Source organism: Aquitalea sp. ASV11, from assembly GCF_016429185.1.
GTDB lineage: Bacteria > Pseudomonadota > Gammaproteobacteria > Burkholderiales > Chromobacteriaceae > Aquitalea > Aquitalea pelogenes.
Window position 1 is genome coordinate 1 of record NZ_JAELUD010000122.1, and the last position, 5,919, is coordinate 5,919.

The 5,919-nt window shown below is 61.8% G+C and carries 5 protein-coding genes; all 5 read left to right on the forward strand.

Going from position 1 to position 5,919, the window contains the following annotated elements; translation table 11 throughout:
* Nucleotides 1–1,420: penicillin-binding protein 2 (locus tag JHD62_RS20955; RefSeq protein WP_199104511.1), on the forward strand; the 1,420-nt coding region annotated here is incomplete at its 5' end.
* An 11-nt stretch (nt 1,421–1,431) separates the two neighbouring features.
* Complete coding sequence (locus JHD62_RS20960; RefSeq protein ID WP_199104512.1) at nt 1,432–2,910, forward strand: UDP-N-acetylmuramoyl-L-alanyl-D-glutamate--2,6-diaminopimelate ligase; 1,479 nt, start codon at nt 1,432–1,434, stop codon at nt 2,908–2,910.
* Nucleotides 2,907–4,283 carry a UDP-N-acetylmuramoyl-tripeptide--D-alanyl-D-alanine ligase gene (gene murF, locus JHD62_RS20965; protein WP_199104513.1) on the forward strand — a complete coding sequence of 459 codons (1,377 nt, stop codon included), beginning with the start codon at nt 2,907–2,909 and terminating at the stop codon, nt 4,281–4,283. Before JHD62_RS20960 ends, murF begins: the two co-directional genes overlap by 4 nt.
* A 1-nt stretch (nt 4,284) precedes the next feature.
* Complete coding sequence (gene mraY, locus JHD62_RS20970; RefSeq protein WP_089082937.1) at nt 4,285–5,370, forward strand: phospho-N-acetylmuramoyl-pentapeptide-transferase; 1,086 nt, start codon at nt 4,285–4,287, stop codon at nt 5,368–5,370.
* A 12-nt stretch (nt 5,371–5,382) separates the two neighbouring features.
* Nucleotides 5,383–5,919: Mur ligase family protein (locus JHD62_RS20975; protein WP_255523049.1), on the forward strand; the 537-nt coding region annotated here is incomplete at its 3' end.

The following is a 5,919-nucleotide window of genomic DNA, read 5'->3' on the forward strand; positions in this document are numbered from 1 at the left end:
GCTGGGCAGCCTTTTGGACATCAGCCCGGAAGAGCTGGCCACCAAACTGTCCGACCGCAAGAAAGAATTCGTTTACATCAAGCGCCAGATCAATCCTGAAATCGCCGACAAGGTGATGGCGCTGGGCATTCCGGGTATTGCCAAACAGCAGGAATACCGCCGTTTTTACCCTGCTGGCGAAATCATCTCCCACATCATCGGCTTCACCGGGGTGGATGGCAAAGGCCAGGAAGGGGTGGAGCTGGCGCGCGAAAAAATGCTGGCCGGCAAGGATGGCCGTCGCGTGGTGATCAAGGATCGCCGTGGTCACATCATTGAAGATGTCGCCGCCATTGAACCGCCCAAGGACGGACAGACCCTGGCCCTGGCGGTGGATCATCGCATCCAGTATCTGGCCTACCGCGAAATCAAGGCGGCAGTGGAAGAGAACAAGGCCAAGGCCGGTAGTGTGGTGGTGCTGGATGCCAAGACCGGCGAGTTGCTGGCACTGGCCAACTACCCTTCGTTCAACCCCAATAACCGGGTAGGCACCACGCCGGAAATGCTGCGCAACCGTGCGGTCATCGACCTGTTCGAGCCGGGTTCCACCATGAAGCCGCTGTCGATTTCTCTGGCGCTGGAACATGGCAAGACCACCGTCAACTCGGTGCTGGACACCCATTCTTACATGATTGGCCCTGCCACCATCCGTGATGTGTCGCCACAAGCCAGCCTGAACATTCTGGGCATCATCCAGAAGTCGTCCAACGTCGGCACCAGCAAGCTGGCCTTGATGAGCAGCCCGCAGGATTTCTGGACTTATTACGATTCGCTGGGCTTTGGCCGTGCCCCCAATACCGGCTTTCCTGGCGAGGCGGCCGGACGCCTGCGTGACTGGAAAAACTGGCGGCCCATCGAACAGGCCACCATGTCCTTTGGTTATGGCGTGTCGGTCAGCCTGATCCAGATGGCGCGTGCCTACACCATCTTTACCAATGATGGCGTGATGTTGCCCATCTCGCTGTACAAGACCAATAACCCGATGCCGGGCAAGCGGGTACTGGCCGAAAAAACCGCGCACGAAATGCACGATCTGCTGGTTGCCAACAGCGAGCCGGGTGGCGGTGCCGTCGGTGGCCGCATTATCGGTTACAGCATTGGCGGCAAGAGCGGTACCGCGCGCAAGCTGGAAGGCCGCACCTATGTGGCCAACAAGCACCGCGCACTGTTCATCGGCTTTGCCCCGGGCAAGAACCCCAAACTGATCGTGGCCGTGATGATTGACGAACCCACGGCCGGCAAATACTACGGCGGTGCCATTTCCGCACCGGTGTTTTCCCAGGTGGCTGGCGGCGCGCTACGCGTGCTGAATGTGCAGCCGGACGAGCCGTCCAATAACAGCTTGCTGCCGGATTCCACTCCGGTCCCTGCGGATTTTTGAAGAAACAGAACATGAAAAGTCGCCTGACAAGCTTGCCGGACTGGGATCCGGCAGAACTGAACCAGCTGGGCTTCCCCATCAAACGGGTGGAAGCGGACAGTCGCCGTGTATTGCCCGGCGATGTCTTCCTGGCCTGCCGCGGTGAATACACCGATGGCCGCGACTTCATTGCTGCTGCGCTGGAAAAAGGTGCGGCTGCCGTGCTGTGGGACGCCGCCGACGGATTCAGCTGGAATCCGGACTGGCAAATCCCCAACCTGCCTGTCCCCGCCCTGCGCGAGCGGGCTGGCATGGTGGCGGCCCATGTCTATGGCCAACCCAGCCAGGCGATGACGGTGATCGGCATTACCGGCACCAATGGCAAGACTTCCATTTCCCACTGGCTGGCGCAGGCGTTTTCCTTGCTGGGCCAGAAAGCCGCCTTGATCGGCACCGTCGGTAACGGTTTTTATGGCGAACTGACCCAAACCACGCACACCACACCGGACCCGGTCACCGTACAGCAAAAGCTGGCCGAATACCGTCGTCAGGGCGCGCATGTGGTGACCATGGAAGTATCCAGCCATGGCCTGGATCAGGCACGGGTGAATGGCGTGAGCTTTGCCACCGCAGTATTCACCAACCTGACCCGTGACCATCTGGACTACCACGGCAGCATGGAAGCCTACGGCGCGGCCAAGGCCAAGCTGTTCCACTGGGAAGGCCTCAGGCATGCGGTCATCAATGTGGATGACCCGTTTGGGCGCCAGCTGGTGCAGGACATTGATGCCAGCCATACCCAGGTGGTGAGCTACGGCCTGACCCAGGGCGATGTGCGTCCGCTCAGCCTGACGGCAAATCTGGATGGCCTGCAACTGCGGGTTACCACGCCATGGGGCGAGGTAGAGGTACGTACCGGTCTGGTAGGGCGGTTCAATGCCAGCAACCTGCTGGCGTGTCTCGCTACCCTGTGTGTCAACGGCATCAGTCTGACTGATGCCGCCGCCGTGATGGCACGCATCCAGCCGGCGCGTGGCCGCATGCAGAGCATTGGCGGCAGTCACGAACCACTGGTGGTGATTGATTACGCCCATACCCCGGATGCGCTGGAAAAGGCACTGGCCACACTGGCCGACATCCGTCCGGCAGGCAGCAAGCTGTATTGCGTGTTCGGTTGCGGTGGCGACCGCGATCCGGGCAAGCGCCCGATGATGGGCGAAATCGCCGAGCGCATCGCCGATGTGGCGGTGGTGACCAGCGACAATCCGCGTACCGAAAACCCGCAAACCATCATCGACCACATTCTGGCGGGCATGAGCCACCCCGGCCATGTTGAAGCCGACCGCGCCGCCGCCATTCACTGGGCGGTGAGTCAGGCTCAGGCGGGCGATATCGTGCTGATTGCCGGCAAGGGTCACGAGGAATACCAGGATATCGGCGGTGTGAAACACCCGTTCTCCGATTTCCGCATTGCCGAAGAAGCGCTGACGGCCTGGGGAGACAAGGCATGATGACCTTGCAGCAGGCCGCGCACTGGGCCGTCGGCACACTGAGTGGTGTAGACGGTCAAGCCCGTCTGAGCCGCGTGGTGACCGACAGCCGTGCCGTGCAGCCGGGCGATTTGTTTGTCGCGCTCAAGGGCGAGCGTTTTGATGCACACGACTTTGTGGCCGATGTACTGGCGCGTGGCGCTGTCGCTGCGCTGGTGGCAGACGACTTTGCGCTCGACAACGCCAGCCTGATCAAGGTGGATGACACCCGGCTGGCGCTGGGCCGTCTGGCCGCAGGCTGGGCCGCCGCCCTGCCGGCACTGCGCGTGGGCATTACCGGCTCCAACGGCAAGACCACGGTCAAGGAAATGCTCAGCGCCATTCTCAAGGCCCATGCCGGGGAGCAGGCGGTGCACGCTACCGCCGGTAATTTCAACAACGATATCGGCCTGCCGCTGACCTTGCTGGGGCTGAAGCCCGCCCACCGCTATGCGGTGCTGGAAATGGGCATGAACCACCACGGCGAGCTGACTTATCTGAGCAGCCTGGCCCGTCCGCAAGTGGCACTGGTCAACAATGCCATGCGTGCCCACATCGGCCATTTTGCCGATACCGCCGACATCGCCCGTGCCAAGGCGGAAATCTTCTCCGGCCTGCCAGCGGACGGCGTGGCCATCGTCAATGCCGATGACGCCAATATTGCGCTGTTCCGTGCTGCTGCCGGTACGTACCGCATCTGCAGCTTCGGCCTGCAGCAGCAGGCGGACATCAGTGCGCGTGACATCAGCCTGCAGGCACTGGGCAGCCGCTTTACCCTGTGCAGCCCGCAAGGCGAGCAGGCCATCAGCCTGCCGGCACCGGGCGAACACAATGTGCGCAATGCGCTGGCCGCTGCGGCCATGGCGCTGGCGGTGGACGTGCCGCTGGCGGCCATTGCTGCCGGTCTGGCGGTGTTCGGCAATGCCAAGGGTCGTCTGCAACAGAAAACCGGCCGTCACGGCGGCGTGGTGATTGACGACAGCTACAACGCGAATCCGGATTCGATGAAAGCCGGTATCGACGTGCTGGCCGGTTTGCCCGCACCGCACTGCTTTGTCATGGGTGATATCGGCGAGCTGGGCGAGACTGCAGCGCAAATGCATGCCGAGGTGGGCGAGCACGCCCGCCTGCGCGGCATTGCACAGCTGGTGACGCTGGGCGAACTCAGCCATCACGCTGCCGCCGCCTTTGGCGACGGCGCACACAGTTTTGATGATTTCACGGCGTTGGCCAGCTGGCTGGACGCCAATTTGCAAGCGGGAGCTTCCGTGCTGGTGAAAGGCTCACGCTTCATGCGTATGGAACGGGTGGTGGAACACCTGACGACCGCAAAACAACAAGAAGAGGGAGTGTAAGGTGCTGCTCTGGCTAGCCGATCTGCTGGGTTCTCATATCCGGACTTTCAACGTTGTCTACTACGTCACCCTGCGTGCGGTGATGGCGGCGCTTACCTCGCTGACCATCTCGCTGCTGATGGGGCCGTGGGTGATCCGCAAGCTGACCGAGCTGAAAGTCGGTCAGGCCGTGCGCAACGACGGTCCGCAAAGCCATCTGGTCAAGGCCGGTACGCCGACCATGGGCGGTTCGCTGATCATGCTGTCTATCACCATCACCACCTTGCTGTGGGCTGATCTGTCCAACAAATACGTCTGGCTGCTGCTGGCGGTGATGCTGGGTACCGGTGCGCTGGGCTTTTACGACGACTGGCGCAAGGTGGTGTACAAGGACCCGAAAGGCGTGTCGGCCAAATTCAAGATGGTATGGCAATCCACCATCGCCATTGCGGCGGGTATTTTCCTGATTGCTACCGCCAAGCTGCCGGCCTCCACCGAGTTCATCGTGCCCTTCTTCAAGACCGTGGCCTACCCGCTGGGCGTGGTCGGCTTCTGCGTGCTGACCTATCTGGTGATTGTCGGCACCTCCAATGCGGTCAACCTGACCGACGGCCTGGATGGCCTGGCAGCGCTGCCAGTGGTGATGGTGGCTTCCGGCCTGTCCATCTTCGCTTACGTGGCCGGTCACGTGGTGTTTTCCAAATATCTGGGCCTGCCCTTCATTCCCGGTGCGCATGAGGTGGTGGTGTTCTGTGCCGCCATCTGCGGGGCTTGTCTGGGCTTCTTGTGGTTCAACGCCTACCCGGCGCAGGTGTTCATGGGTGATGTCGGCGCACTGGCGCTAGGCGCGGCATTGGGCACCGTGGCGGTGATTGTGCGTCAGGAAATCGTGCTGTTCATCATGGGCGGTCTGTTCGTGATGGAAGCACTGTCGGTGATGATCCAGGTGGCTTCGTTCAAGCTGACCGGCAAGCGCGTGTTCCGCATGGCACCGCTGCATCACCACTACGAATTGAAGGGCTGGAAGGAAACACAGGTGGTGGTGCGCTTCTGGATTGTCACCATGATGCTGGTGCTCGCTGGCCTGGCTTCACTGAAATTGCGTTAAGGACAAGGGCTCATGAACTTTGCTGATCGACACATCGCGGTAGTGGGGCTGGGAGGCTCGGGGCTGGCTGCCGCGCGCTATCTGGCTGCCCATGGTGCACGCGTGGTGGTGGCCGACAGCAAGCCCGCCCCCGAGCGCGTGGCCGAACTGCAGCGCCATGTGCGGGATGCCGAACTGCGCGTCGGCGCATTCGATGCCAGCACCTTTGCCGGTGTCGACATGCTGGTGCTCAGCCCCGGCGTACCGCTGAAGAACCCGGCTGTGGATGCTTTCCGTCGCGCCGGTGGCGAAGTGGTGGGCGATGTGGAACTGCTGGCCCGCGCCATCAAGGGCAATGGCAGCAAGGTGATTGCCATTACCGGTTCCAATGGCAAGACCACCGTCACCAGCCTGGTCGGCCATCTGTGTCAGCAGGCCGGGCTGGATACCATCGTGGCCGGCAATATCGGCCTGGCGGTACTGGAAGCCCTGCTGGAACGCGAACAATCCGGCAAGCAGCCGGACGTGTGGGTGCTGGAGCTGTCCAGCTTCCAGCTGGAAACCACATAC

Bases quoted from the DNA above. Each gene is read 5' to 3' on its own strand.
- JHD62_RS20960 (WP_199104512.1), top strand. From the start codon at position 1,432: ATGAAAAGTCGCCTGACAAGCTTGCCGGACTGGGATCCGGCAGAACTG.
- murF (WP_199104513.1), top strand. From the start codon at position 2,907: ATGATGACCTTGCAGCAGGCCGCGCACTGGGCCGTCGGCACACTGAGT.